This is a genomic window from Corynebacterium sp. HMSC11D10 (assembly GCF_001806995.1).
In the GTDB taxonomy this organism is placed as follows: domain Bacteria; phylum Actinomycetota; class Actinomycetes; order Mycobacteriales; family Mycobacteriaceae; genus Corynebacterium; species Corynebacterium coyleae.
Window position 1 is genome coordinate 92,990 of sequence record NZ_KV787039.1, and the last position, 26,167, is coordinate 119,156.

At 61.0% G+C, this 26,167-nt stretch carries 24 protein-coding genes; 14 read left to right on the forward strand and 10 right to left on the reverse strand.

Annotated elements, in window-relative coordinates:
- Positions 1-22: 22 nt before the first annotated feature.
- Positions 23-1,186, reverse strand: coding sequence for a S1 family peptidase (locus HMPREF3120_RS03740; protein WP_070450898.1), 1,164 nt, complete (start codon positions 1,184-1,186; stop codon positions 23-25).
- 217 nt (positions 1,187-1,403) lie between these two features.
- On the opposite strand from HMPREF3120_RS03740, the gene HMPREF3120_RS03745 reads away from it, so the two are divergent.
- A complete protein-coding gene (locus HMPREF3120_RS03745; RefSeq protein WP_070450900.1) occupies positions 1,404-2,702 on the forward strand; it encodes an HNH endonuclease signature motif containing protein in 1,299 nt (432 codons plus the stop codon).
- Positions 2,703-2,744: 42 nt separating this feature from the next.
- Positions 2,745-4,127 (forward strand): DNA polymerase IV, encoded by a 1,383-nt coding sequence (locus tag HMPREF3120_RS03750; RefSeq protein ID WP_070450902.1) that lies wholly within the window; start codon positions 2,745-2,747, stop codon positions 4,125-4,127.
- Here the strand turns inward: HMPREF3120_RS03750 and HMPREF3120_RS03755 are convergent.
- A complete protein-coding gene (locus HMPREF3120_RS03755) occupies positions 4,116-5,009 on the reverse strand; it encodes an asparaginase (RefSeq protein WP_070451057.1) in 894 nt (297 codons plus the stop codon). The two genes, HMPREF3120_RS03750 and HMPREF3120_RS03755, sit on opposite strands and share 12 nt — an antisense overlap.
- A gap of 75 nt (positions 5,010-5,084) precedes the next feature.
- Here HMPREF3120_RS03755 and HMPREF3120_RS03760 point away from each other — a divergent pair, with 75 nt between their 5' ends.
- Entirely contained in the window at positions 5,085-5,672 is a 588-nt protein-coding gene (locus HMPREF3120_RS03760) for a WKL family lipoprotein (protein WP_070422207.1), read from the forward strand.
- A gap of 1 nt (position 5,673) precedes the next feature.
- On the opposite strand, the gene HMPREF3120_RS03765 is transcribed toward HMPREF3120_RS03760, so the two are convergent.
- On the reverse strand, positions 5,674-6,594 hold the full coding sequence (locus HMPREF3120_RS03765; protein WP_141739362.1) for an oxidoreductase: 921 nt from the start codon (positions 6,592-6,594) through the stop codon (positions 5,674-5,676).
- 63 nt (positions 6,595-6,657) lie between these two features.
- On the opposite strand from HMPREF3120_RS03765, the gene lspA reads away from it, so the two are divergent.
- The 7 genes from lspA (at position 6,658) to dnaE (ending at position 15,946) form a co-directional block, all read left to right on the forward strand.
- Positions 6,658-7,164, forward strand: a complete 507-nt coding sequence (gene lspA / locus HMPREF3120_RS03770) for a signal peptidase II (protein ID WP_070422208.1) — start codon at positions 6,658-6,660, stop codon at positions 7,162-7,164.
- On the forward strand, positions 7,157-8,083 hold the full coding sequence (locus tag HMPREF3120_RS03775; protein ID WP_070422209.1) for an RluA family pseudouridine synthase: 927 nt from the start codon (positions 7,157-7,159) through the stop codon (positions 8,081-8,083). The genes lspA and HMPREF3120_RS03775 overlap by 8 nt, the downstream gene beginning before the upstream one ends.
- Positions 8,064-8,582 (forward strand): hypothetical protein, encoded by a 519-nt coding sequence (locus HMPREF3120_RS03780; RefSeq protein ID WP_070450904.1) that lies wholly within the window; start codon positions 8,064-8,066, stop codon positions 8,580-8,582. Before HMPREF3120_RS03775 ends, HMPREF3120_RS03780 begins: the two co-directional genes overlap by 20 nt.
- Positions 8,583-8,620: 38 nt before the next feature.
- Positions 8,621-10,210, forward strand: a complete 1,590-nt coding sequence (locus tag HMPREF3120_RS03785) for an efflux RND transporter periplasmic adaptor subunit (protein ID WP_070450906.1) — start codon at positions 8,621-8,623, stop codon at positions 10,208-10,210.
- Positions 10,211-10,372: 162 nt separating this feature from the next.
- Positions 10,373-11,083, forward strand: coding sequence for an ABC transporter ATP-binding protein (locus HMPREF3120_RS03790; protein WP_070422382.1), 711 nt, complete (start codon positions 10,373-10,375; stop codon positions 11,081-11,083).
- On the forward strand, positions 11,084-12,352 hold the full coding sequence (locus tag HMPREF3120_RS03795; protein ID WP_070450908.1) for an ABC transporter permease: 1,269 nt from the start codon (positions 11,084-11,086) through the stop codon (positions 12,350-12,352). It begins immediately after the preceding gene.
- A gap of 33 nt (positions 12,353-12,385) precedes the next feature.
- Positions 12,386-15,946, forward strand: a complete 3,561-nt coding sequence (gene dnaE, locus HMPREF3120_RS03800) for a DNA polymerase III subunit alpha (RefSeq protein WP_070450911.1) — start codon at positions 12,386-12,388, stop codon at positions 15,944-15,946.
- Between the two features lie 381 nt (positions 15,947-16,327).
- Here dnaE and HMPREF3120_RS03805 read toward each other — a convergent pair whose 3' ends face one another.
- Entirely contained in the window at positions 16,328-16,822 is a 495-nt protein-coding gene (locus tag HMPREF3120_RS03805) for a hypothetical protein (protein WP_070450913.1), read from the reverse strand.
- A gap of 29 nt (positions 16,823-16,851) precedes the next feature.
- Positions 16,852-17,295, reverse strand: a complete 444-nt coding sequence (locus tag HMPREF3120_RS03810; protein ID WP_070450915.1) for a hypothetical protein — start codon at positions 17,293-17,295, stop codon at positions 16,852-16,854.
- A gap of 277 nt (positions 17,296-17,572) precedes the next feature.
- Here HMPREF3120_RS03810 and ilvA point away from each other — a divergent pair, with 277 nt between their 5' ends.
- Genes ilvA through HMPREF3120_RS03830 form a run of 4 tightly spaced genes read left to right on the forward strand, consistent with a single transcriptional unit; the run spans position 17,573 to position 20,140 of the window.
- Positions 17,573-18,856 carry a threonine ammonia-lyase IlvA gene (gene ilvA, locus HMPREF3120_RS03815; protein ID WP_070450917.1) on the forward strand — a complete coding sequence of 428 codons (1,284 nt, stop codon included), beginning with the start codon at positions 17,573-17,575 and terminating at the stop codon, positions 18,854-18,856.
- Complete coding sequence (locus tag HMPREF3120_RS03820; protein WP_070450919.1) at positions 18,857-19,507, forward strand: YigZ family protein; 651 nt, start codon at positions 18,857-18,859, stop codon at positions 19,505-19,507. It begins immediately after the preceding gene.
- Positions 19,508-19,518: 11 nt separating this feature from the next.
- On the forward strand, positions 19,519-19,752 hold the full coding sequence (locus HMPREF3120_RS03825; protein WP_070450921.1) for a hypothetical protein: 234 nt from the start codon (positions 19,519-19,521) through the stop codon (positions 19,750-19,752).
- Between the two features lie 4 nt (positions 19,753-19,756).
- Complete coding sequence (locus HMPREF3120_RS03830; protein WP_070450924.1) at positions 19,757-20,140, forward strand: RNA-binding S4 domain-containing protein; 384 nt, start codon at positions 19,757-19,759, stop codon at positions 20,138-20,140.
- 6 nt (positions 20,141-20,146) lie between these two features.
- Here HMPREF3120_RS03830 and HMPREF3120_RS03835 read toward each other — a convergent pair whose 3' ends face one another.
- From HMPREF3120_RS03835 to HMPREF3120_RS03855, 5 genes are all read right to left on the reverse strand, one after another.
- Positions 20,147-21,178, reverse strand: a complete 1,032-nt coding sequence (locus tag HMPREF3120_RS03835; RefSeq protein WP_070450926.1) for a GTP pyrophosphokinase — start codon at positions 21,176-21,178, stop codon at positions 20,147-20,149.
- A gap of 14 nt (positions 21,179-21,192) precedes the next feature.
- Entirely contained in the window at positions 21,193-21,744 is a 552-nt protein-coding gene (locus HMPREF3120_RS03840; protein ID WP_070450928.1) for a hypothetical protein, read from the reverse strand.
- Positions 21,745-21,847: 103 nt separating this feature from the next.
- Positions 21,848-23,209 (reverse strand): exonuclease domain-containing protein, encoded by a 1,362-nt coding sequence (locus HMPREF3120_RS03845; protein ID WP_070450930.1) that lies wholly within the window; start codon positions 23,207-23,209, stop codon positions 21,848-21,850.
- Positions 23,210-25,399 (reverse strand): glycogen debranching protein GlgX, encoded by a 2,190-nt coding sequence (glgX, locus tag HMPREF3120_RS03850; RefSeq protein ID WP_070450931.1) that lies wholly within the window; start codon positions 25,397-25,399, stop codon positions 23,210-23,212. It lies immediately after the preceding gene.
- Between the two features lie 39 nt (positions 25,400-25,438).
- Positions 25,439-25,996 (reverse strand): TetR/AcrR family transcriptional regulator, encoded by a 558-nt coding sequence (locus HMPREF3120_RS03855; protein ID WP_070450933.1) that lies wholly within the window; start codon positions 25,994-25,996, stop codon positions 25,439-25,441.
- Between the last annotated feature and the right edge of the window lie 171 nt (positions 25,997-26,167).

Here is a 26,167-nt window from a genome sequence, read left to right on the forward strand (position 1 = left end):
AGCGGCATAGTGTTTTTAGGGGCTAGCCGTGAAGCGTGAGGCCCCAGTGCTGCATTGCGCCGGCGATTTCCATGCCGCTGGTGAGCGTCTTGTTGTAGTCGCTGCCGTTCGACGTCACCCCTAGTGCCCATGCGTCCGTGCCGTCGAACGCGAAGATCGCGCCTCCGGAATCGCCTCTGTCAGCGATGTTGCGAAACACGAATTGGCCGGCCCTATCTACCTCGACGAATTTGCCGCAGGAGTAGCCAGTGGTGGCACCGAGACGGCAAATGGTCATGTTGCCTTGCCCCGCTTGGGCTGGGGTGATCCAGCCCTTCAATCGGGAATTTACGGGCAGTGCGGAATCCACGTACGGCTTGGCATCGTCGTAAATCTCAATCAGTCCGATGTCGGTGCCGATAAAGCCCGTGTTGTCGCGCTCGTAGAAGGATTCGACCATCTCGCCCACAACCAGTGACCCGCCGTATTGGTCATTGACGTAAAACTGGTCACCCACATCGCCGCAGTGCCCGGCAGTAACGATGAATGTGCGGTTCTCCCGCGACGCGATAAAACCAGTAGAGCAGTAGCTTTTGTTCACGTTGTAAATCTTCGCGCCAGGTACAACCTTGCCCGGAGCCTCGAGAAACAGCCAGTCTTGTTTGTTGTGATAGTAAATGCCCAGGTTGTCGTCCCTGCCGGTTACTCCCGCGCCGTTGTTTCGTGGGTCGATGCGTTGCGGGTCCACGGCCTGTGCCTGTGGTTGCTGCGGCTGTGCGTGCTGTCGCTGTGCTTGCCTTGTGGGGCTGGATTCCGATTGCGGGGCGAGAAAGTTCTCGGGAGGGAAATAAAAATTGCTCACTTGGGCGTCGGAGCCGTCGATCGTGCAGCGGAATGTGAATTCACCGATGTATTCGTCATTGCTGAGAAAACCGGAGATCTCGCTGTCGAACGTCTGTCCTGTGATTGCGTCGGTGGGCACTTCGTGTGCATAGACCGTTAGGGCGTCGTAGGCAACGCCGTCGGCGGTGGACGCGTTTCTGGCGGCGTTCTGACACAATTCGGCGACCTCAGTCGGTGTCAGTTTGGTCTCGGGAGCATCGGCGGCGATATCTTCTGCACCGGAACAGGCAGTGAGCGCAGTGAGCGTGGTCGCGGATGCGAGCGCTACCGAGATTAACGTTTGGATGATCTTCACAGATGTCATGGTGACACATCGTGGCGACGAATGTGTCGACTATGCAGCGGCATAGTTTTTCGAACAAAGAACCGCCGTCTGCTCCAAACTATGCAGCGGCATAGTGAAAAAGCTGCGCAGCCAAGGTGGGGGAATGGCCTCTTTGGGTAGATTTGAGGAAAACTATTGACTCGCACACCTATTCGATATATAAAGGTGTCAATGTTTGTAAACAAGGGGTGTGAACATGACAGTTGCAGTGAGCCAGTGGGTGGCTGATCGAACGAATGATTTGTCGGCAGAGGTGCTCGAAGACCGGATTAAGGTCAACCACCTTTCGGCCAATCACCATCGTGCGCGGATGCTTGAAGCAGTCGGGCAGTTCGATGAGCAGGATCTCGCGTCGCAGTATGGGGAGAAGTCGACCGCGACGTGGTTGCGTAGGGAACTCAACCTGCCCGAACCGACGGCCTTTGAGTATGTGCGGGTTGCCCGGGGCCTGCGCAGGTATCGCCGGTTATTCGAGGCGTTTGAGTCTGGGGTGATGCCGTATTCGACGGTTCGTTTTCTCCTGCAGTTTCTAGACGAGCAAAACGAAGAGGAGCTTGTCGCTCTTGCGTTGTCTCTGGCGTTTTCGGACCTGAAACTTGTGCTCGCCGGTGCCGGGCCGAAAGGCGATGAGCCGACCGAACCTTTCGCCCGGGCCAGAGAGTGCGACGATGGCATGCTTGCGTTCGAGGCCCGTCTTCCCGCCGTGGCTGGGCAGAAACTTCTGACCGCGCTGAAAATGGCGCAGTTGGCCAGTTTTGGTCTGGAGGACGTCGATCCGGAGGATCTCAACGATCCTGAAAAGGTGCAACTGCTTATCGACGACGCCACCAACGCCAAGGATGCTGTCGCCTCTGAGCAGGATCGCGAACCACGGAAACGGACAAAGATCACCGCCGAAGACATCGCGAAGACGGTTTCGCGCTACGGGCCTCCGGAGAAACAGGACGTTTACGCAGCGTTGCTGGCCATGGTGGATATGGTGCGGGCTCACCCGATTAGTCCGCTTCGTAGCCCCGGTGTGCAGGTCAATCTCATGGTGAATCAGGGCGGGGGCTGTTGGATGCCCGAAAACCGTGCCGCACGGTCAGAGGATGTGCGAAGCTACCTTGCTAACGCCGTGGTGCGGTTGCACTTGATGGACAAACATGGGCTGACCATCAACGTCGGCCGTGCACAGCGGTTCGCCACTGACGGCCAGGTGCAGGCGTTGCTAGCAACGTGGGGGTATCAATGTGCCATGCCTGGGTGCTCGCATCGCCGGTTTATTGAGATCCACCACATCCGAGAATGGGAGCATGGTGGCTCGACCAACATGGATAACCTCATTCCACTGTGCTCGAGTTGTCACTCGCAGGTTAGCCACGGGACGATCATAATTGAAAGCAGGGGAACCGACCTGTTCTTCACGTTTAACGATGGTGCGCGGTTTGTTTCCCGCGGGCGAGGGTTGCCGCGTCGCCTGGATTTCATCACGGGTACCTCATTCGATGAATGACGAAATTGGAACTCGGCGGTAGCGGTGGTGCACAGTGGTGGCATGACTCGCTGGGTGCTGCATATCGACATGGACGCGTTCTACGCGTCATGTGAGCAGCTCACCCGTCCCACGCTGAAAGGGCGGCCAGTGCTCGTTGCGGGTGTGACCGGCCGCGGGGTCGTGGCGGGCGCCAGTTACGAGGCAAGAAAGTATGGGGCGCGCTCCGCCATGCCAACACACCGGGCGGCACGTCTGGTGGGGCCAAAAGCAGTTCTTGTGGCACCCCGGCGGGCGGTGTACACGACCGCGTCGAGGCGAGTGTTCGAGGTGATTAGCAAGCACGTTGATGTGGTGGAGCAACTGTCCATCGATGAAGCCTTCATGGAGCCAGCTGAGCTCATTGGTGCTACCCCTGACGAGGTGCGTGAGTGGGCGAACCAGTTGCGCGCGGAGATCAAGGAGGAGACTGGCTTGCCGAGCTCGATCGGGGCTGGGTCGGGCAAGCAATACGCCAAGATTGGTTCGGGCCGCGCGAAACCGGACGGAGTGTTTGTCATCCCGCATGAAGAACAGTTAGAGATCCTGCATCCGATGCCGGTCAATGAGTTGTGGGGTGTGGGGCCGGTGACGGAGGCGAAGTTAGCGTCGGCGGGGATCGAGACGATTGGGGATTTGGCGGCGCTGACCGAGAAAGAACTCGATATCGCGATTGGTGGTGCGGTGGGCAAGCAGCTGTGGTGGCTTGCTCGCGGTGTGGATGAGCGGCCGGTTGCCCCGCGTGCTGTGGCGAAGCAGATCTCCTCCGAGCACACCTACCCGAACGATTTAACCCAGCCGTCGGAGGTAGACACTGCGCTGGAACGTGCGGCAGCGGATTCGCATCGACGGTTGCTCAAGGACGGGAGAGGGGCTCGCACGGTGACAGTGAAGCTGCGGATGGCGGACTTTCGCATCGAATCCCGCTCGGCGACCCTGCCGTATGCAACCGACGATGCGGAAACCCTGCTCGCAACGGCGTTTCGACTGGTGCGTTACCCGGACGAAGTCGGGCCAATCAGGCTTGTCGGGGTGTCGTATTCGGGCCTGGAGGATGCGCTGCAGGATGTGTTGTTTCCGGAGTTGGATCAGGAGATTGTGAAGCCGGCGCCGGTGGCGGAGGACTACGAAACTGGGGTGAGTGATCATGCCGCACCGGCTGGACTCGAGGTGGTCTCAGAGATGGGAGACACGCCAGGGCAGTGGCGGGCTACCCAGGACGTGTTTCACCCTGAGTTTGGGCACGGTTGGGTGCAAGGGGCCGGCAAAGGGTGGGTCACGGTGCGGTTTGAAACTCGCGCGACGGGGCCTGGCAGGGTCAAGAGCTTGCGTAGCGACGATCCCGCGCTCGTCCCGGCCGACCCCGTCGATTCGTTGGCGTGGGAGGACTGGCTGTCAGAGCAGTGAGCTGGGATTCACACCGGTGGCCAGGGCGGTGAGCAGTGCGATACGAGCTTGGCCGGGGGAGAGATGGCCGGCGGGCAGCGCGCCGAGGTCGCCGAGGGTAGAGCCGCCACCTGCGCCGCCGTAGGCGAAGGTCACTGCACCGTAGGGGGTAGAAGTGGCAATCACTACGGGGATGCCGCGGCGCAGCATGTCGCGAAGTGCTTCGCCGGTGCCGTCGGAGACGTTGCCGGCACCGAGGGCCTCGACAATGACGCCGTCGGGGGACTTCGAGGCGACAAGATGTGCAACGGTGCCGTCGTCACCCGGCCACGCACGCAGGATCGGCACGAACAAGCCATCCAATGGCGCAGCGGGGACAGGCATAGGTCGGCGCAGTGAAACGGGGACGTCGAAGGCGTCCAGATCGGTAGTGTGCCGCTTGCGTAGGCCGCGTGCAGGCAAGGTTGTGCCACCGAAGTGAACGAAGGCGCCACCGCCGCGTTGGGTGGCGGCCACCTCGATCGCGCCACGCAGGTTCGCGGGCCCGTCAGGGTGGGGATGATCGGCGGAGCGCATCGCACCGGTCAACACGACGGGCCGTTCATCGCGGTGGACGAGTTCTAACGCGAGGGCGGTTTCTGCCAAGGAGTCGGTGCCGTGGGTGATGACGAGGCCGGTGAGGGTGTCGTCGTGAAGCAATGCGCTCGTGAGCGCACGAAGACGATCGATGTCGGCGAGCCCCATTGACGACGAATCCAGACTCGCAATCTCGCGAGTTTGCACGTCACGGGTGGTTTCGCTACGGGCGACAAGTTCATCGGCGGACAAGGTCGGCACAAGCGCCCCGGACACATCGGCGGTGGAGGCGATGGTGCCTCCGGTGGAGACAACGTAGACGGTCATGTGCACCAGAGTGCCAGAAATGGGCTTCAGTGCAGTAACGTTGAGCAAGTCAATCAAGGTATGCAAGGAGAACACGTGAAAGCACAGCGATTTGCTGCGGCACTTGCAGCGGCCAGCCTCGCGCTGGGTCTGACCGCCTGCTCGGGCGAGTCCGACAACACGGAGAACACCACCACCGCAGCCGAACAGGCAAGCGCATCCGACGCAGCGCCAGTGGCAGAAATGCCCACGGCGGAGGAGCTCAACGCAGTCCTGCAACGCGCCGCCGACCCGAACCTGCCCATCGCAGAACGCGCGAACACCGTCCAGGGTGGCGAAACCACGCCGGAACTGTTCGATCTGATGACCCAGTCTCAGCAGGAATCAGGCGCGAACTTCCAGGTGGTCAACCCGGTGTTGCCGGGCTACACCACCAACTCGGTGTTGGCGACGGTGAACTTCACCCGACCGGACGCGGAATCGCAGCTGGCTGAGGATGTGGAGTTTGTGTACGAGGAGGGCCACTGGAAGATCTCGCAAAGCTGGGCGTGCTTCCTGGTCAGCAACACCTTGCCGCCGGAGCAGGTGCCGGACATGTGCAACACCGGCGCACCGGCCGCACCGGCTGAGGCCCCGGCCGAAGCCCCAGCCGAGCAGGCGCCTCCGGCAGCTCCTGGCCTGTAAGTTAAGCGCCGTACCGCACAGCCCGCGTGATGTCTTGGACCACGCGGGTTGTTTGCTCCCCGCCGGAGTACACCAGGTGGGTTGTCGCTTCCACCTCGCCTGACACTGGCAACGGGCGGGAGAAATCGACGGTGATGTGCCCCTTCGACGTGGTGGAAGAGGACTCCACCTCGATGTGCTGGCCGTTGAGGTCCCCGGCGGCATCGGCGTCGATCGTCATGTCCTTTTCCGAGGGGCGTTCCTCGACGTCGACGGCAAGGTCAACGGTGGAACCGGTAAGCGACTCGACAGTGTAGGTGGTGGTGCGCAACATCGTGTTGTCGCCGGCGACTCGGTTTTCCACCTTCCATACGCCACCCTCACCGATTGGCTCGGTGGGGAACACGACGTTTTGGGTGATCAGCGCCAGCAGGGCTGGCTCCACATGCTGCAGGCCGCGCTCCGGTGCTTCCGGTGGGGCGAGCAGTTTGATGGTGGAGATCTTCCCAGAGTCGTCGCCACGCCAGCTCATGCGGAAGCCTTCAGTGGCGGCGACGTCCTGGCCGATGTCCAGGTTGGAGTGTTTGCCGGAGCCGACGGTGAAGTCGATTCGTCGAGAAGCAGCTGCTTCTCCCTCGCCGGGTTCAGGTGCGTCACCAACCGAGATGTCCAGCGGCAACGTCGTGATCGCCACATCGCCGCCCCGGACCTGATCGCCCACTGTCTGCGCGACACCGGACGAGACCGCAACCGTGGTGGACCAGGGCTCGGCGTTCTCGGTGTACGACAACACGCGAGCATGTTCGCCCGTATCGACGACAGTGACACCCGGCTCGTCCACAGGGAACGCGGGCACGCCCTCGATCAGGTCTTCCTCGCCCGCGCATGCGGTGAGGGACAGTGACAAAGCAACGGCGGCAACGGCGGCAGTTAAACGAGACATCTTTAAGAACGTACCGCACGGCATACGCAGGGGTAGCGTCCGAGGCGCTAAGGTGGGACGGCGATGGAACAGGCAACGAAACCCCGCTCGACACCCCGCTACCTTGGTGTCGTGATCGCTGTGATGCTCATCGTGGCGGCGCTGGACCAGCTCCTGAAAATCATCATGGTCGCATGGCTGGAACCCGGAGTGCCCCACCCAGTGATCGGAGATTGGTTCCGCTTCTACCTGCTGTTTAACCCGGGCGCCGCATTTTCAATGGGGCAGAATTCGACGTGGTTATTCACCACCCTCCAACTTGCGTTTGTCATTGGTGCGCTGTGGTTTGGTCCTCGCATGTCCACACGTTGGGAGGCGTTTGGTCTAGCGCTGGTCGCAGGTGGCGCACTGGGCAACCTGTGCGACAGGTTGTTCCGTGAGCCTGGATTCTGGTTCGGACATGTGGTGGACTACATCTCCGTAGGCAGTTTCGCGGTGTTTAACCTGGCCGATGCTGCTATTACGGTCGGTGTGGTGGTGTTTGTCGTGGCCACCTTTGTTGCAGAGCGGAAGGGGGACAACGATGGGTAAGTTCCGGGCGCTTCCAGTGCCGGAAGGGCTGGACGGGATGCGTGTCGATGCTGCGATGTCGAAGCTGTTCGGTGTCTCCCGTGCCGTCGCCGCAGAAATTGCCGCGAACGGTGACGTGCTTGTCAACGGCACTGCTGCACAGAAATCGGAACGAGTCCACACAGGCGCCATGCTGGAGGTCACTCTGCCGGAGCCGAAGCGGGCGCCGCAGCCGGTCACCGAACTCGTTGAAGGTCTGGAGATCCTGTACAAGGATGCCGACGTCATCGCGGTGGATAAGCCTGTGGGCGTGGCGGCGCACCCGACCCTGGGCTGGGAAGGCCCCGATGTGGTCGGTGGGTTGCAAGCCATGGGATTCACGCTTCCCGATGCCGGCCCGCCGGAGCGCAAGGGCATCGTGCAGCGTCTCGACGTCGGCACATCCGGCGTCATGATCGTTGCCGCAAGCGTGCCCGCTTACTCCGCGTTGAAACGCGCCTTTAAAGAACGCACCGTGGACAAGACCTATAACGCGTTGGTGCAGGGGCTGCCGGACCCGACAGTTGGCACAATCGATGCACCGATCGGACGCCACCCTTCCGCCGGGTGGAAGTTTGCCGTCACGCAGGACGGCCGGCCGAGCGTGACCCACTACGAGGTAATTGAAGCGTTCCGCCGGGCGAGTCTCATCGAGGTGCACCTAGAAACGGGCCGGACCCACCAGATCAGAGTGCATATGTCCTCGGTGGGCCATCCCTGCGTGGGAGATCCGATGTATGGGTCGGACCCGACACTGTCGAAGCAACTCGGGTTGAAGCGTCAGTGGCTGCATGCCACCAGCCTTGGGTTCGTCCACCCGCGTACCGGTGAATATATGGAGGTCACCTCCGAGTATCCGGAGGACCTTCGTGTGGCGCTTGATGCGGTCCGTAACGGGTAGGCGGGTCGTCGCAACGCTGCTTGCAGCTGGTGTTGCGCTCTCAGCGTTGTGGGCGATTGGCGTTGCGACGCCACCACTGCCATCTGTGCTGCAAGGCGACACCCTCGGGCCCGAAGACGGGGAAGAGAACTACAAGCAACGCGCCGACGACACCTTGCGTGCCGCCGACGCCCCCGCGTTCGCGCTTGTGACGTTCGATACAGCATTATCTGTTCACGATGCTGCGGTGACGGTTGCGCCGGCGCGCCGGGCGAGTGCTCTGGTCGCGAACGGCGGAGCGCCTATCGCGGTTGGTGAACCGCTTGCGGGGCAGCTACGTGACGAAATCTTCCAGCAAGCAACCACGCAGCCAATTGACGCAGTGATCGTTTACGGTTCAGGCGATGAACTCCGCGCGGTTGCCGAACAGCCAGCTGTTTTCGCCGTGGAAGTATTGCCTTCTGATGCTGTGTGGGGAGCGTTTGCATTGACCCGAAACGTCTCTGGGGGCCGTGTATAGTTTGCGGAGTTATATGCCTGCTACCGGGAGGAGACCCCTTGGCTTCCGAGACCAATCACTCGACCGCACGTCGCCGGCTGACACGCGTGAGCCTGGCAATTGTCACGTCGTCCGCACTGCTGCTCGGCGCGTGCGGATTCGGTGGCGATGGCAACGGCGAAGGCGAAGGTGACGGGCTGCAGCCCGGCGATTACACCGTCGTGTCCCAGGAAGGCGTCTCTGACAGTGTTGTCGTCTCCGGCAAGATTGAGCCGGTGCGCACTGTCAACATCACCTCGGCGGTGCAGTCTGAGGTAAAGAATGTTGCAGTGAAGGCTGGCGACAGGGTCCAGGCGCAGCAGTTCCTCGTTGCCATGAATACCGAGGAGCTGGAGCGCCAGTTGGCGGTCCAGCAAAAGCAGCAGGCGAACGCGCAGGCTGATGCGCAGGCCAACGTGCAGCAGGCGCAGCAGCAGTTGAACGCGTATCAGGCAAGCATCAATAACGGGACGCACCCGGCGATTGCTGCTGCTCAAGCGCAGGTCGACCAGGCGCAGGCGGCTTATAACGCAGCTGTTGCTGCAGAGGGTGGCCCGCGCTTGATCAACCGCGGCATGGCGGCTGTGGAGCAGATGGCGGGTCAGATCTCTTCGCTTGGCAATGCGACGGCAAAGCCGGGTGTTCCAGCACCACCGGCACAGCCGGCACAACCGGCACCGCAAGCTCCGGCGCAGCTCGCTGGTGGTTCGTTGAGCAAGCAGGAGGCTCAGGCGGCGCTGCAGCAGGCTCAGGCGGAACTTGAGTCCGCACGTGCGCAGGCGGCGCAGGAACGTGACCAGTTGCAGGCGCAGGTGAGCTCCGCTACCCGTCAGGCCGAGTCGGCGCAGCTTGGCGAGGGCGACGGCACCCTCGAATACCAAGTCCGTGAAGGCACCGTGTACGCCCCGATCGCGGGTTTGGTGACCGAGGTTTCCGTGCACGAAGGCGACATCCCGCAAGGCAAATTGCTCAGTATTGCCGACGATTCCTCCCTGGTCATCCGGGCAGACGTCCGTGAGTCGGACGTGCCAAACATCTCGGTCGGGGACCGGGTTGATTTCACGTCGACCGCAACTGGCAAGAAGCAGTTCAAGGGCAAGGTCACGCGCATTGCGCCGGCCGCGAGCGGTTCTGGTTCTGCTGAGGTTCCTGGCATGGCGATGGGCGGCGGCGGATCGCAAAATTCGAGCGAGGTGACGTTCCCGGTCGAGATCGAAATCACCGGCGACAAGGAAGGTCTGCTGCTGGGTGGTACCGCGCGTGCGGAGATCATTACCGCTGAGGCGAAGGACGCGCTCAACGTCCCGCTCGACGCCGTGTATGAGGAAGACGGGAAGAAGAAGGTTCTCGTCATGGCAACCGAGGGCGAAGATGCGACCTCTGGCAAGGTCGAGGAACGCATCGTGAAAACCGGTGCGTCCAACGACGTCGACATTGCCATTACGGGCGGCGACCTCAAGGCTGGCGATATTGTCGTGAACTGGCCGGACGAGTACCGCGAGCGTATCGGGGAGACCGTTGAGATCAACGACCCGAACTTCGACCCGGAGAAGGTCCGCGAGGCTCGCGAAGGCAAGAAGAAGCAGGACGGCGAGAAGGAGCAGCCGTAAGTGTTTCGCAGGAAAAAGCGTCCGCTTGACGACGACACCCTGACCGACACGACCGACACCCACGACCCGTTCTTCCTCGACGGCGAAGAAGACCCAGCCGATGAAGACGAACCGGTAGTTGAAACTGTCCCGGTGGAGGAAGTCGTCGATACGCAGCCGCGCATGGAGAACACCGGCAGGTTGATCGACATGCGCCGGATCGTGAAGACGTACAACGTTGGCGAGCCGAGCGAACTGACCGTACTGCACGGCGTGGATTTCTACGCTGAACAGGGCGAATTTGTTTCTATCGTGGGTCCTTCGGGCTGCGGTAAATCGACGTTGATGAACCTGATTGGCATGCTCGACCGCCCGACTGAAGGTGCGTATGCCTTCAACGGCGAACCTGTGTACGCGAAGCAGGACAAGGAACTGGCGCATTACCGCAGCCAAAACATCGGATTCATTTTTCAGAACTTCAACCTCGTTGGCCGCATCGACGCGCTGCAGAACGTGGCCATGCCGATGATGTACGCCGGTGTGCCGAAGCGCGAGCGCGAGGAGCGCGCCGCCGAACTGCTGGATCGCATGGGCATGGGGGATCGGTTGCACCACAACCCCAACGAACTTTCGGGTGGCCAGAAGCAGCGTGTGGCAATCGCACGCAGCCTGGCCAATGACCCAGGGCTGCTGCTTGCCGACGAGCCCACGGGCGCCCTGGATTCCAAAACCGGACGCATGGTCATGGACCTGTTCCACGAACTCAACCAGGAACTGGGCAAAGCCATCGTGTTTATTACCCACAACCCGGAGTTGGCTGAGGAAACCGGCCGGATCGTGGAAATGATGGACGGAAAAATCGCTCGTGTGCGCCAGCCGGGTGGGGTGAACTAGGTGAATATTCGCGAATCGCTACGGTTGGCGCTGTCCAGCCTGAATACCAACAAGTTGCGCTCGCTGCTGACGCTTTTGGGCATCATCATCGGCATCATGGCCGTGATCATCATCATGACGTTGGGCCGTGCCCTTGAGAACGATGTGATGGGTGGTCTGGAAGACGCCGGCACGACCACGTACCCGGTGATGGTGCACGAACGCGCGGAAGAAGGCGAGAAATCCGAGGACCCGTTTGCGGCGTTTGATCTTGCCCCGCCGACAAACGAGAACGATGCTGTCACGTTTGATCAGCTCAACGAGCTGCAAGCGTCGTTCGGCGACCGCGTGCAAGGCATCGATCTGGAGCTTTCCGGTGGTGGTGACGCACAGGTCGGGGACAACACTTCAAGTGTGTCGATCTATCCGTCGCTTGCGAGCTCGCTCGACATGCGTGGCCTGAAGGTTCAGTACGGTCGCGGGTTGGATCAAGACATCATTGATAGTCGTCGCCCCGTTGCCGTTGTATCGCCAGAGCTGGTCGAGGCGTTGTTCGACAACGATCCGAGCAAGGCGCTCGGCTCCCGCTTCGACCTCATCATCGACGGCAAGCCGGCGGTGTTCACCATCATCGGTGTGCTGGAAAAATCGGAGAGCCAGCCCATGTTCGGGGAAACCGCGTTTGCGGACGCCTACATTCCGGTCACGGCCGCGGGCAGGGTTGGCTTGGAGGCGGACTGGGTGTCGTCGTTTAGCGTGCGTGCTGCTGTGGATGAGGACCCGGAAGTGTTCCGCGCAGACCTGCAAACGTACCTGGATCGCATGTACGCCGGTAACGACAACTACGAGGCCGAGGTGTTCGATATCTCAGCGAGCCTCGAAGGCTTGACGACGATCTTCCGCACCCTGTCGACCGTGCTCTCCGCAATCGGCGGCATCTCGCTCCTCGTCGGCGGTATCGGCGTGATGAACATCATGCTGATCACGGTTACTGAACGCACCCGCGAAATCGGCGTGCGTAAAGCGCTCGGCGCAACCCACAATGATATTCGTGTCCAGTTCATCGTCGAGGCGATGCTGGTGTGCCTCATCGGCGGCGTCATTGGCGTCATCCTAGGTGGCGCTGTCGGCATGATCGCCAGCTCGGCGCTTTTGGAAATGACATGGCCGCCGATCGGAGCCGTGGTGTTCGCGCTGCTGTTCTCGCTGGCGACCGGTGTGTTCTTCGGCGCATACCCTGCGTCGAAGGCCGCGAAGATGCAGCCCATCGACGCGCTGCGCTACGAATAATTCGGACTTGCGTAGCCGTCTAAGATGAGCCGCATGGCCAAAAAATCCTCCTTCGTTCATCTTCATAACCACACCGAGTTCTCCATGTTGGACGGCATGGCAAAGGTGGACTTGCTGGCTGAGGAGGTGTCCCGCCAGGGCATGCCAGCAGTCGGCATGACCGACCACGGCAACATGTTCGGCTCCAATGCGTTTTACCGTCGCATGGTCGATGCTGGTGTGAAGCCGATCATCGGCATTGAGTCTTACATGGCACCGGACTCTCGTTTTAATAAGAAGCGTGTGCTGTGGGGTACGCCGGATCAAAAGCGTGACGATGTCTCCGCGTCCGGCGCATATCTCCACCAGACCATGCTCGCCGAGAACGCGACGGGTCTGCGCAACCTGTTCAAGCTGAGCTCCCTTGCGTCGTACGAGGGACAGTTGGGCAAGTGGCCTCGCATGGATGCGGAACTTATCGCCGAGCATGCTGACGGCATTATCGCGACCACTGGCTGCCCGTCCGGTGACGTGCAAACTCGCCTGCGTCTAGGCCAGTTTGACGCCGCGTTGGAGGCTGCGGCGATGTGGCAGGACATCTACGGCAAGGACAACTACTTCCTTGAACTGATGGACCACGGGTTGCACATCGAACGCCGCGTGCGCGACGACCTGTTGCGCATCGGAGAGATGCTTGAACTGCCGCCGCTGGTGACCAACGACTGCCACTACGTCCTCGAATCCCAGGCGCCCGCGCACGAGGCAATGCTGTGTGTCCAGACAGGCAAGACGCTGCTGGATCCGGACCGCTTCAAGTTTGATGGCTCCGGCTACTACATCAAGACTGCCGAACAGATGCGTGAGTTGTGGGACTCCACCGTGCCTGACGGGTGCGACAACACCCTGTGGATCGCGGAGCGTGTCGGCGACTACAGCGAGTTGTGGGAGGAACACCCGCACGATCGCATGCCGATCGCGGACGTTCCGGAGGGACACACTCCGACGACGTGGCTGCGTGAGGAGGTTCGCCGCGGACTGTCGGAGCGTTTCAACGGGGGAGAGGTTCCGCAGGAATACACCGAGCGTGCGAATTACGAGATCGACGTCATCGACATGAAGGGCTACCCCTCCTACTTCCTGATCGTTGCGGAGCTGATTAAGCACGCCCGCGAGATCGGCATTCGCGTTGGTCCCGGTCGTGGTTCCGCCGCTGGTTCGTTGGTTGCGTATGCGTTGACCATTACAAATATTGACCCGATGGAGCACGGCCTGCTCTTCGAGCGATTCCTCAACCCGGAGCGTCCGTCCGCACCGGATATCGATATCGACTTCGACGATCGCCGCCGCGGAGAAATGATCACCTACGCCGCCGAGCGTTGGGGTGAGGACAAGATCGCCCAGGTGATCACCTTCGGCACAGTGAAGACGAAGCAGGCGATTAAGGACTCGGCGAAGGTGAACTTCGGCCAGCCGGGCTTCCAGATGGCCGACCGCATCAACGGTGCCTTGCCACCAGCAATTATGGCGAAGGATATTCCACTGTCCGGCATCACCGATCCGGAGCACGAGCGCTACGCGGAAGCGGCTGAGGTTCGCTCGCTGATCGAGACAGATCCGGATGTGGCCAAGATCTATGAAACCGCCCGTGGACTTGAAGGCGTTGTGCGCCAAGCAGGCGTACACGCGTGTGCTGTGATTATGGCGTCTGTGCCGCTGATGGACCACATTCCGATGTGGAAGCGTCCTGCCGACGGTGCGATCATTACCGGTTGGGACTATCCGGCGTGCGAGGCCATTGGCCTGCTGAAGATGGACTTCCTGGGGTTGCGCAACCTGACAGTGCTTGGCGACGCGCTGGAGAACGTGGAGAAGAACCGCGGCGAGACCATCGACCTTGAAGCCTTGGACACCGACGACGAGGCAGTGTACGAGTTGCTGTCTCGTGGCGACACCCTTGGTGTGTTCCAGCTCGACTCCGGAGGTATGCAGGAGCTTCTCAAGCGTATGAAGCCGACGGGCTTTAACGATATTGTCGCCTCGCTCGCTCTGTACCGTCCGGGCCCGATGGGTGTGAACGCTCACTGGGACTACGCCGACCGCAAGAATGGGCGCAAGCCGATCACTCCGATTCACCCGGAGCTTGAGGAGCCGCTGCGCGAGATTCTCGACGAAACCTACGGCCTGATCGTCTACCAAGAGCAGATCATGAACATCTCGCAGAAGGTAGCCAACTACACGGCTGGTCAGGCAGACGGCTTCCGTAAGGCCATGGGTAAGAAGAAGCCGGAGGTGCTGGCGAAGGAGTACGAGACGTTTTCTGCCGGCATGTTTGAAAACGGCTACTCCAAGGAAGCCGTCGATGCACTGTGGGGAACCATTGAGCCGTTCGCGTCGTACGCGTTTAACAAGTCTCACGCCGCAGGCTATGCGTTGGTGTCGTACTGGACTGCCTACATGAAGGCGAATTACGCCGCTGAGTACATGGCCGCGCTGCTGACCTCTGTTGGTGATAAGAAGGACAAGTCCGCGATTTACCTGGCGGATTGCCGCCACTTGGGCATTAGCGTGTTGCAGCCAGATATTAACGAGTCTGAAGAGAACTTCATGGCTGTCGGCAAAGACATCCGTTACGGACTTGCGGCTGTGCGAAACGTCGGTGCGGAAGTGGTGGAGTCCATCAAAGAGACCCGCAAGTCCAAGGGGCACTTCACCAGCTTCTCTGACTACCTGGACAAGATCGATCTCCTTCCGTGCAACAAGCGCATCACGGAATCGCTGATCAAGGCAGGCGCGTTCGATTCTTTGGGTCACCCGCGTAAAGGCTTGATGCTGATCCAGGAAGACGCGGTGGACTCAGTCTTGGCGACGAAGAAGGCCGCTGACAAGGGCCAATTCGACCTCTTCGCGGGCCTTGGCGGCGAGGACGGTTCCGCGAACTCTGCGTTTGCCATCGAAGTACCTGAAGACGAATGGGACCGTAAGCACAAACTCGCCCTCGAGCGCGAAATGCTTGGCCTATACGTGTCCGGGCACCCGCTTGATGGGTACGAGGAAGCCATCGATGCACAGACCGATACGCAGCTCACCACCATCCTGTCCGGTGAACTACGCAACGGCGCAGAGGTCACCATCGGTGGGTTGATTTCGACTGTGGACCGACGCTTCTCTAAGAAGGACGGTTCCCCCTGGGCGATTGTGACCATCGAGGATCACCACGGCGCGCAGGTGGATGTGCTGCTCTTCAACAAGGTGTACGCGCTCGTCGCTCCGCAAATTGTGGAGGACAACATCATTTTGGTCAGAGCACATGTCTCAATTCGCGACGAGCGTATGAGCTTGTTTGGCGACGACGTCAAAGTCCCCGAACTTGGCCCCGGCAACGGTGCTGGCCTGCCGCTCCGTCTAACGCTGCGGACGGACCAGTGCACCATCGACAACATTTCGAAACTCAAGGGAGTGCTGTCGAACAACCCAGGCGACTCAGACGTCTATCTCAACCTGGTCAACGGCGAACACAGTCAACTGATGATCCTCGGCGACCATCTGCGAGTGCACCGTTCTGCGAGCCTGATGGGTGATCTCAAGGCAACCCTGGGTGCGGGGATCTTGGGCTAGGGGAAACTATGCCGCTGCATAGTGTGCGCGTTTGGGGCTCGTGCGGTGGTGACTATGCCGCTGCATAGTCGGCTTCGGTGATTCTCTGCGGGCGTACCGCGCCGCGAGCTTGTCGGGTGACGCCTTGGGAGCTGGGATGCTCGGCTAGGAGAAACTATGCCGCTGCATAGTGTGCGCGTTTGGGGCTCGTGCGGTGGTGACTATGCCGCTGCATAGTCGGCTTCGGTGATTCTCTGCGGGCGTACCGCGCCGCGAGCTTGTCGGGTGACGCCTTGGGAGCCGGGATGCTGGGAGAGGGCGGACTATGCCGCTGCATAGTCGGCGCAGCTAAATGCCCGCTGGCATATTGCACAGCGGGCATGAGGAGATGAAGCGCGTGTCTTACTTGAAGAACTTACGCAGCGCCTCGCGACCACCAGGGATCGAGTTGATGAAGACAACCAGGCTGCCGATTGCAGCACCAAGCGTCGTAACAATCACGCTGATAGTCGTGATTGCTTTCAGGATTTCTTCCTCATTATCGGCAGGGCCGATGCTTCCGTGCGGAGCCAGCGTTGCCGAAGGCTCAGCGGTCACCTTCGTCGGCGTAGGAGCGGTCGTGGTTTCCTTCGTCGTGGTTTCGGTCGACTGGTTGGTGGTAGTTTCCTCCGACGTCTCAGTAGTCGTCGTCGAGGTGGTGGTTTCCTCCGTGCCCTCGGAAGGTGTCGGTTCCGCCGGCGCCTCAGTGGTCGTCGTCGGTGCCGGTTCCGAGGTGGCGGTGGTAGTTGCCGAAGTGGGTTCGGATGTGGTGGTCTCTGCAGCGAGAGCTGAAGTGCCAAGAGCGCCAGCGGCGACGGCGGCACCGGCTGCGGAAACCAACAGAGTGCGGAGCTTCATGCTTGAATATTCCTAGCTGGGGTGGAGGTTTAGAACGGGAGCTTCGGGAGCTGGACCTGCGGCACGTGGACGTGCGGGATGCCCAGGTGGAACTCGCGGTTCAGTGCGTCGATGATCTTGTTGATGCCACGCGGGTCAGAGAACACGATCAGACCGGTGGTCAGAACCGCAGCGAGGGTGCCAGACACTGCGCCGATGATGTGGCCCTGGGAGGAACCGGAAGTCTGCTTCTGGGGAGCCGGCGGGTTGTTGGTCTCGTCCTTGTTGTCCTCGCCCTTGCCCGGCTTGTCGGTTTCGCCCTCGCCCGGCTTGTCGGTCTCGCCCTTGTTGTCCTCGGGCTGGTCAACCGGAGCGGTGGTGTTGGTGTCGATGGCCCCGTTGCCGGTGTTTTCGGCGTCCTCAGCGTAAGCCGGGGTAACAGCCAGGGTCAGCGCGGTCGCGGCAGCGACCATTGCAGAAGAAATGCGCTTCATTATGAAAAACTCCTATGGAAATTTAGGGGGTTTGTCGCTGTCGACCGTGCGCTCGACAGATCACTCGGAAGAACCTAGCAGGTTCCCAGAAGAAAACATAGTGATATAGGCAATGTTTTCAGTGTTCCCCGCATCGGATTGGCCAACACCTGGAAGTCAGGGGTTTGGTCACGGCGAGCAGTGTACCCCAAATCATCTATATGTCTAAGTTCTGTGGAAGCGGGGTAAATCGAGGTTTGAACAAACTGAAAGCTCGTCGCGCGTACACTGATCGACCATGCGCCCATCTGACACATTCCAAGAGGTCCATGCCGCCGATATCCAGTTCGCGCAGGGAAGGATTTCTTCTGTCATTACTCCGTCGCCGCTGCAGTACTGCCCGCGGCTGTCTCAGCAGTACGGTGCTGAGATTTATCTCAAGCGTGAAGACCTGCAGGATGTGCGTTCGTACAAGATTCGCGGGGCTTACTTTGGTATTTCGCAGCTGACCCCGGAGGAGCGGGAGGCTGGCGTAGTGGCGGCGTCGGCAGGCAATCACGCCCAGGGCGTGGCGTACGCGTGCCGTGCGCTTGGGATTCAGGGCAAGATCTTTGTCCCGAAACCCACCCCGAAGCAGAAGCGTGACCGCATTTTGGTGCACGGCGGTGATGCGATTGAGCTCGTCGTTACGGGCAACACGTTTGACGAGGCTGCCCAGGCTGCGCGCGAAGACGCTGCGGCACGGGGAGCGACGGTGATTGAGCCGTTCGACTCGCGCAATACCGTGGTCGGGCAAGGCACCGTCGCGGCCGAGATCGTCGCGCAGTTGTCCAGTATGGGCAAGCAGCTCGACACTGTTCTTGTGCCGGTCGGTGGCGGTGGCCTGATGGCAGGCGTGATGTCGTATGTGGCGGACATGTCGCCGTCGACGAGGGTGGTTGGTGTTGAGCCGGTGGGGGCGTCGTCGTTACGCGCTGCGATTGAGGCGGGCGAGCCGGTGACGCTGGAATCTATCGACCCATTCGTAGACGGTGCGGCGGTGAAGCGGATCGGTGACACTCCCTGGCAGGTGTTCCAAGCACACAAAGATCGTGCTGAGGTGTTTTCTTGCGACGAAGGGGCAGTGTGCACGGAGATGCTCTCGCTGTATCAAAACGAAGGCATCATCGCTGAGCCCGCGGGTGCGCTGTCGGTTGCGGGCCTTGCACAAACGACGATTAAGCCAGGCTCGACCGTCGTCTGCATCATCTCTGGGGGCAACAACGATGTGCTGCGCTACGCGGAGGTAATGGAGCGCTCCTTGGTCCACCGCGGGCTGCGTCACTACTTCCTGGTCAACTTCCCCCAAGAGCCAGGACAGCTTCGCATGTTCCTGCGGGAGATCCTGGGTGAGGAAGACGACATCGTCTTGTTTGAGTACCTGAAGAAGAACAACCGCGAAACCGGTGCCGCGCTCGTCGGTATTGAATTGGCGCATGCGGACGACCTTGCCCCGCTTCTGGAGCGCATGGACGGATCGCCGATCGGCTGCCGACGTTTGGAGCCCGGCACGCCGGAGTACGACTTCATCGTTGCAGGTTAAATGGTTACTTCCTACGTCCGACCCAAGGCTGGGGAGACAGCCATCCACGAACTTGAGATCAAGCGTTCGCGGTTTATTACCTGGGTGACGCGCGCCACCACTGAGGAGGAAGCGCGCGAGGTCATCCATGCTGCGCGTGAGGCGTACCCGGATGCGCGCCACCATTGTTCGGCGTTCATCGTTCATGTCGACGACGCACAGCCAATCGAGCGTTCCTCCGACGACGGCGAGCCCTCCGGCACGGCAGGAAAGCCGATGCTTGAGGTGCTCAAAGGATCAGGCATGTCCGACATTGTCGCCGTGGTTATTCGCTACTTCGGTGGCATCAAGCTTGGCACGGGTGGGCTCGTGAGTGCGTACACGAACGCGGTGTCTGAAACACTGCCGAGCGTTGTCACCACCACACGCGCCATGCGTGAGCAAGTTGCCGTGGACCTTCCGCATGCTGAAGCCGGCCGAATCGAAGCAGAACTACGCAACGCTGGGGTGGAAGTCGTAGACGTCGAATACGGAGCTGCCGCCACGTACACGCTCGCGTTCGAACCGGGGGAGCGTGAGCGTATCGACGACCTCCTCGCCGCCGCCACCCAAGGCCAAGCAGAAAGCAAAACGCTCGGACCACGGTGGGTCGAGTTGTCTACTTCGCGCTAGAATTGCATGCCATGACTATGCAGCCGCGCCCAAACAACCCGATCGACCAACGAAAAGCCGCCGTGCGCAAATACTCGCGCGACGCGCTGGTGTGGGCCGGTGGCGGCCTCGCCGGCGGCATCGCGTTCGGTCTGCTGATGCAGTCCTGGACGATCCTGGTGCTTGGGCTCGTCATCGGAGTTGCGGGTGGTGTTGTGAATTGGAACAAGGTCCAAAAGATCGTCAATCACCAGGACCGTTACTAGCGCCTTGATCGAACCGTCAGGCAAAGCCGTCCGTATCGACGCCTGGCTGTGGGCCGTGCGGATCTTCAAAACACGCAGCCAGGCCGCCGAAGCCGTTCGTGCTGGGCACGTCAAGATCGGTGGCAAGGCAGTCAAACCTGCCGTCCAGGTCGTGCCGGGAGACACGGTGCGGGTATGGAAGAACCACCACGAGTACATTCTCGAGGTTACGGCGACGGTGTCGAAGCGCGTTGGCGCCCCGGTGGCGCGCACCTGCTACATCGACCACAGTCCGCCACCACTACCGCGTGAACTCTTCGCGGCACCTCCTGTGCGCGATCGCGGAACTGGGCGCCCCACGAAGAAGGAACGCCGCGAAATCGACCGCCTCATGGGGCGGCGTAACTAAACGCAGCTAATCGATGCTGCTGCGCAGCCGGGCTAGACGGCCGTTCAGACGCTTGCGGCGCACCTCTGGGCGGTTTCCCGAATCCCAGGTTTTCTCGATGTGTTCGGTGCCGAACCGGTTGAGCAGCAGATCGTCGATAATGCGCACTTGCCCCGGGACGAATGAGTAGTTCATCGAGTTGGAGACAGCCTCGATGTCTGCCGGGTTGGTCAGGTCCGCAACGTCCGAGACAAGCTCAATGCCGTGGGCACGCAGCAACTCGGTGAGGAAGCGGTAGTCGCCCGCGCGTGAGAGCGGAAACTGGCTGCCAAGCAACACGGTCAGAATGCCCGGCAGTGTCTCAGGCGAGATTTCGGTGTCCACGTCGGTGTGCACCTTTTCCTGCGGGTCTGCCAAGGTTGAAATTTGGTCAAACTGCTGATCGGCTAGCTCGATAAGTCCCGCGGCGAGGGTGAACGCGCGGTCCACCTGCGGGTCGAGTTTTTCCGCTGAGCGTTTGTACCTGATGTCGTGCTCAAACTCCGCCCACGCATGCTGCAGCACTGTACGAATCTGCACCTCGAAGACTTGGCCGACGAACTCCTCAAGGCCCTCGGATTGCTCCTCAACACGGACGACAAGGTGGTGCGAGCCGTAGCCGAAGTTGCCGGCGACTCGGGTTTCTTCGGCTTTGTCCACGCTGCGCAACACCTCAAACTCGTCGGCGAGCAGGCGCTGCACTGCAGGGATCTCGGTCGAGTGCAGCACGGTGATTCGGGCGCCGATGATGTCTTTGATGTCGTGCCACGGGTCGGGATAGAGCAACTCACCGTCGCGAGTTTTGCGGGCTTTTTCCTTCAACGAGGTCCAGGACTTTACTCGTGCATCTACGCGGTCGAAATTCACGCCGGCATCGCGCATGAGTTCATGGAGGGCGTGGCGGAAGGTCATCGCCGCGTCCTCGTGTGCGTTTACCCAAGCGAAGTAGGTGGAGCCGAGACGTGCGATTGTGTCGTCAGCTTCCTTGTTTCGCTTGGCCGGTTGTTTTGAAGTGCTCATGTCGGCGGGTGAGCTTACCCGGAAACTGGCGGATCGTGCATTAGCGGGAAGCCGACCGAGTATGTCATCAGCGCGCCGCGCCCCAGGATGTCGCGGACGTGATGCAGCGGTGCGTCGAAGATAAACAGTTCCTGGTCGTCGCGGGTGGCGTAGACCAGCTCGTGGTGGGGGTCGAGCACCGTCTGGAAATGGCGGTGCATCACCGTAAACGTTTTCGGGTGAGCGAGCCACGCGGTGGGTGGCACACCGTGTCCACCTACCTCTAAACCGGGCGGAAGGCCGGTCTGCTCCAGCGCGGCAGCGGGATTGCGCACCAAAAACTCGACGCCCGTGTCGACGAGCGCCCGCTTCGCCAACCGGTCAGCGGCACCATTCCAGAGCTGGTTCATGCTCGGCGTGAGCTCACCGATTTGTTGGTGGGTCAGCGCCGGACCGTCGTCGACGGTAAAGACACACACCAGGCGCGGTGCAAGGTTGATAAACGCGGTCGAGGCCGAAAAGCCAGGCGTGAGCCAGGAACGTGATGACGACGATGGCGCGACGTCGTCACGCCGCGCCAGCCGCAATTCAATAGCATCTTGGTGGACAGGGCGGGGAAGTGTTTCTACTACGTACATACTCAGTTAGACGTAGCCAACACCGCCCCGGTTCCATCCGAACCAAAACTTTTTACAGACCGAGTACCTCGAGGAGTTTCGGGGCCTGCCAAATCTGAATGTCCTGGCCCTTTTCCTGCAGTTCGCGGGCTCGTTTCTCCTTCGAGGTCACACTCGACCATTCGCCGACAACCAGGATGGTCGTTTTCTTGGTGACGTTCTTGCCCACCTGCGCGCCCTGCTTCGCAATCGCGTCCCACAACTCGCCCTTATCGTGCGGTTCGAACTCACCGGTTAAGGTGACGTGCTCGCCGTACAGAGGAGCGTTCGGGTCGGCTTGAGCATCTGGCTCCGGCACGGTGTCCGGGGTGGCCACCGACTGCCACGGAGCGGGTTTGCGCTCCTTCTTCACCGGCCCGGCCTGGTTGGAACCACGTGGCTCGGCGGTGGCGGCAACGGCAGCAGCGACACCACCTTCGGCGACCTGCTTCGCCTGCACCGCGCGGCCGGCACCGGAGCGGTCGCGGAGGACAGGGGTGACGCGGGCGTCGTCGATCGATCCGAGCGTGAACCCGGTGTCGTGGATGAAGCTCATCAGGCTGCCAGTGTGGCCGGCCTCCCGGGCGAGACCAACCATCACACCGGCGCACGCAGCGGCATCTTCGCAGGCATCGTGGTGGTTGTCCAAGGAAACGCCGAAGTGCTGCGCAAGGGTTGGAAGCTTGTGGTTTGCCACATCCAGCTTGGTAGCGCGGGCCTGTGCCAACGTGCACGCGAACAGCATCTTGGGAATATCGGTGGACGACGCCAAGCAGGCATCGCGAAGCGCCGAGGCATCAAACTGTGCGTTGTGTGCGACAAGTGGCAGATCACCAACGAACGCGACCATCTCTGCGATGCAATCGCACACGTCTGGGGCACCCGCGACGTCCTGGGCAGAAATGCCGTGGATAGCAACGTTGCCGGATTCGAACTCGTCTAAACCGGCAGGCGGCTTACATAACCAAGACTTTCGCTCGACCTCTTCGCCGTCGACAATCTTGACCAACCCGATCTGACAGATCGAGCCCCAGCGACGGTTCGCGGTTTCCACATCGAAACCGACGAAGGAGAAGCCAGGAATGCCTGCTCCGCCGTCGGCGGTAGCGGTGGTGGGGGCCTTGCCGTGCTTGGCGTCGTCGAGAAGCGTGCGCAACTTCTTTGCGCCATCGACGTCTCCCGGTGCGAACCAGACGGTCAGCGGAGCACCGGTGGTGGCAACATCCACTTTGGTCGGCGACCATGCGTCACCTTCGGTGATATCCACGCCGGTGATATCCGCAATACTGACGGTGCGGTCCGAGGAGTCGCCGCGCAGCGAGGCGAGGAGGGCAGTTGGGGTCACGGTGAGGGCGTCGTTGGTCACAGTCAACGTTGCACCATGAGCGGAAATCATTTAGGCGTTGCCTTCCTTTCGGCCCGCTCCAGCGGGCGGTTGCGTACGGCGCAGCACCACGGTCGAGCGCTCGCCGACGGTGACAGTCGAATCCGGACCGATGGGCTGTGCGCCTTCACGGTAGCCGAGGGGGCCAGTCGTATCGACGACGATCTCCCACTCGTCACCAAACCTCGCGCCGGGGACTGTGAAGTCGATGTCCTCATAGTGGGCGTTGAACATCAGGAGGAAGGAGTCGTCCACGATGCGCTGTCCTCGACTATCGGGCTCGGCGATGGCTTCGCCATCGAGGTGAACCATAAGTGCACGGCCGAAGGCGGCGTTCCAATCGTCTTGTGTCATGAGACGGCAGTCGGGGGTGAGCCAAGCGATCTCTCGGCCGTGTTCGTCGTCGCCAAGCGCACCGCCCTCGAGGAACCTGCGGCGGCGAAACACCGGATGATCTCGGCGCAAAGCGATGAGCCGACGCGTGAATTCGTGCAGGTCTGCTGCGCTTTCAAGGTTGGACCAGTCCATCCAAGCCGTCTCGTTGTCCTGGCAGTACACGTTGTTGTTACCGCCCTGGGTGCGTGCGATCTCGTCGCCGTGAGCGAGCATCGGGGTGCCCTGAGATAGCAAGAGTGTGGTCAGGAAGTTGCGGCGTTGCCGTGCTCGCAGGTCGAGCACCACAGGGTCGTCCGTGTGGCCCTCCACACCGCAGTTCCAGGACCTGTTGTGGTTCTCGCCGTCGCGGCTATCTTCGCCGTTGGCTTCATTGTGTTTGTCGTTGTAGGACACCAGGTCATTCAGGGTGAACCCGTCGTGGGCGGTAATGAAGTTGATCGACGCGGTGGGGCGACGCCCGTTGTGCTGGTACAGGTCCGACGAGCCGGTGAGGCGCGAGGCGAACTCGCCGAGGGTGGAGTCCTCGCCGCGCCAAAAGTCACGCATGGTGTCGCGGTACTTGCCGTTCCACTCGCTCCACAGGGCAGGGAAGTTACCGACCTGGTAGCCGCCTTCGCCCACATCCCACGGCTCGGCGATGAGTTTGACCTGGCTCACCACCGGGTCCTGTTGAACCAAGTCGAAGAAGGTGGCCAGACGGTCCACGTCTGAAAACTCGCGCGCGAGGGTCGAGGCGAGGTCGAAGCGGAACCCGTCGACGTGCATCTCGGTGACCCAGTAGCGCAGCGAATCCATAATCAACTGCAGGGAGTGCGGGTAGCGCACGTTCAGTGAGTTTCCGGTGCCGGTGTAGTCCATATAGAGGAACCGGTTGTCGTCGACAAGCCTGTAATACGCCTCGTTATCAATGCCACGAAACGCAATTGTCGGGCCCATGTGGTTGCCCTCCGCGGTGTGGTTGTATACCACATCCAGGATCACCTCGATGCCGGCCTCGTGGTAGGCGCGCACCATCTGTTTGAACTCGGCCACGGCATCGCCAGGGGCAGAGGAGGAGGCGTAGCTGTGCTCCGGGGCGAAGAAACCGAACGTGTTGTAGCCCCAGTAGTTGCGCAACCCGAGTTTGAGTAGGCGGTCGTCTTGCAAAAATTGGTGCACCGGCAGCAATTCAATCGACGTCACACCAAGGTCAGTGAGGTAATCGACCATCACCGGATGCGCCATCCCGGCGTACGTGCCGCGCAACTGCTCAGGAATGCCCGGGTGGGTCTGTGTCATGCCCTTGACATGGCACTCGTAGATCACCATCTCCTCATCAGGGATCTTCGGCGCGCGGTCGTCGCCCCAGTCGAAGAACGGGTTGATCACCACCGACAACATCGTGTGGCTGAGCGAGTCTTCTTCATTGCGACCGGTACCAGGTTCTACTGCGTTGACGTCGTAGGAAAACAGCGAGGAATGCTGATCAAACTCCCCATCAAAGGCGCGCGCGTACGGGTCCACGAGCAGCTTGCTGGGATCGCAACGCTTGCCGTCGGCCGGGTCCCACGGCCCGTGCACGCGGTAGCCATAACGCTGACCTGGGCCAACACCGGGCAGGTAAGCGTGCCAGACATGGTTATCCACCTCGTCGAGGGAGATACGCGTTTCGGCGCCGGTGTCGTCGATAAGACAAAGCTCAACTGCATCAGCAACCCCCGAAAACAGTGCAAAGTTCGTCCCCGCCCCATCAAACGTCGAGCCCAGCGGATGTGCGGAGCCAGGCCAGACTTGCTGCTGCAGATCCGGATGCGTCGTCTCAGTCATGCTGCCCGAGCATAGTGCACCCGCTCGACACTGCCCGGGCTACGAATGCAGCGCCAAACCGTCCAGCAAAAACTTCACGGCCGCAGCATGCATCTGCGCAGAATCGTCTTCGTACGTGTCCGAAACACTGCCGGTCGCTTCCGCAAGTTGTGTGCTTGCTTGGTGCACGGCGGCATCCCCAAGCGTCAAATGCAACAGGCCGAGAGCCACAGCACGCATCTCGCTTGACGACGACCCCTCACCCGAATACTCACGCACCGACGCAATAAACAATTCCGACAACTGGGCGCGAACCTCAGCGTCCGGCTGACTCACTGCAGCCACAAGCACCTCTGCGCCATCGCGGATGCCGAGCACCGCTTCCCGCAGCGCGCGACTTAGCTCAGCTGGGTCGGCAACTGGATCGCTCATGAGAGGGCGCACAATATGCTCCGCCAACGACGCGAGCAACTCCTGCTTGTTGGCGATATGCCAGTACAACGCGCCGGGGGCGACGCCCAGCGACGACGCCACACGCCGCATGGAAACATCAGCCAAACCGTACCCAGACAGCAGCTCAAGCGCCGCCTGCGTGATGCGCTCGCGAGACAATTGCATGACACACCACCCTAGACCGAAGTGGCCGAAACATGGGTTTACGTGACTTCACAGGAACCATTCAGAACAATAGTACGGACGTTCAACCGTCAGGTAAGCGTTGCGTTGGTACTCTTTGGGACGAACGTCCCGTCGTGGCGCCAATCCACGCCCAAGACGGTTGCCCGCGTC